The 1,658-nt window shown below is 75.5% G+C and carries 1 protein-coding gene and 1 pseudogene; both read right to left on the reverse strand.

What is annotated here, in order from left to right:
• Positions 1 to 1,142, reverse strand: a 1,142-nt coding sequence (locus G9H71_RS22585; protein ID WP_166284994.1) for a mannosyltransferase family protein, incomplete at its 3' end; no start/stop codon positions are given.
• Positions 1,139 to 1,658: pseudogene (locus G9H71_RS22590) on the reverse strand (hypothetical protein); the annotation flags it as partial. The pseudogene G9H71_RS22590 and the gene G9H71_RS22585, both read right to left, overlap by 4 nt.

Raw genomic sequence — 1,658 nt, forward strand, 5'->3', positions numbered from 1 at the left:
CCGAGCGCGGCGACGCTGAGCCCGACGAAGGTCGCCTCGCCCCACTCGCGGCGTACGAGCAGGAAGACCGTCAGCCCGACACCGACGGCCATGGCCAGCAGCTCAAGCCGGAAGTCCATCCGGAACGGCACCGCCTGCGACTGGCCGAACGCCGCGTCCCAGGTGTTCGCGAGGACGTCCCACGGGGTGCTGAAGCTGCGGCCCCAGCCGCGCTCCTGCGCCCGCTGCCAGGCGAGCCAGCCGCAGACCTCGTCGCTCGTCGGGGTGCACGGGCCGCGCAGGTTGCGCAGGTAGGCCATGTAGCCGAGCACCGGGAGGAAGGGCAGCACCAGGGCGGGCGCCTGCCGCCAGTCCCGGCGCAGCGGGCCGACCGCGAACTGCACGACGAGCGCGACCGCGAGGAAGACGCCGCTGACGCGGGTGGTCGAGGCCAGGGCAGCGAGCAGGCCCGCAGCCCACCAGTGCCCCCGACGGGCGCAGAGCCATGCAGGCAATGCACATCCCAGGAAGAGCGCTTCGGCGTAGCCCGCTGCCAGGAAGACGGCTGCAGGGCTCAGCGTCAGCAGCAGGACGGCGCGCTCACCGGCGCCGCGCGGGCCGTCCAGCTCGGCCAGCCGGGCGAGCGCCACGGCGCCGAAGGCCCCGGCCACGAAGGACACGAGGAGCCCGGCCAGCACGTAGTCCACGCCGACCGTGTGCACGGCGCGCAGGACGAGCGGCAGGCCCGGGAAGAACGCCTCGATGTTCGGGTCGAACCGCGAGTCGTAGCCGTTGCGCGCGATGAACTCGAAGTGGTGCCAGTCCCACTGCGCCCACCGCTGCAGGTAGGAGCCGAGCGGTCCCTCCGCGAAGTGGTAGACCGCCACCCAGCCGAGCAGGAACGTCCCGATCCGGGTCGCGGCCCACACCCAGAGCGCGGACAGCGAAGCCTCGCGCAGGGCGGCACCGCTCGTCTCGGCCAGCGCGGACCCGCTCGTCTCGCGCAGCGCGGCGCGGCTCGCCCCGCGGGCGCCGCCGGAGCCCGCGCCGCGCTCGAGGGACGGCGGCTGCGCGGTGGCGGGCCCGAGGACCTCCCCGCCGGACGGACGGGCGGGGGCCGGGCGTACGCCCCCCGCCTCGTCCCGGTCCTCGACCGCGCTCATTCCCGGACGGACGTCGCCATCGCGGGCGGCCCGGCGTCGGCCGACCGGCTGCCCGGCGTGCCGCCGCCCGACGAGTGCGCTCCTGGCCCCGGACCCAGCGCGAAGACGTCGGGCGCACCGTCGAAGGGGCCGCCGCCCGGGTCGTCGTCGACGCCGTCGGCGCGCACCGGGTCGTCGACCGGGCGCAGGATGTCGCGGACGACGACCCCGGCCAGCCACAGCGTGCCGGCGACGTGCGCCGCGATCGTCCAGATGTAGGCCTTGTCGCCGAGCGCCCGGTCGGCGTCGACCCACTGGCCGAGGTAGAGCCAGATGCCGACGAAGTGGACGAGCTCGCCGGCCTGCCAGATGAGGAAGTCGCGCCAGCGCGGGCGGGCCAGGGCGGCGAGCGGGACCAGCCAGAGGAGGTACTGCGGCGAGTAGACCTTGTTGGTCAGCAGGAACGCGGCCACGACGAGGAACGTCAGCTGCGCCAGCCGGGGCCGCCGCGGGGCGGCCAGAGCGAGCCAGGCGATG

Source organism: Motilibacter deserti (assembly GCF_011250635.1).
Lineage (GTDB): Bacteria > Actinomycetota > Actinomycetes > Motilibacterales > Motilibacteraceae > Motilibacter_A > Motilibacter_A deserti.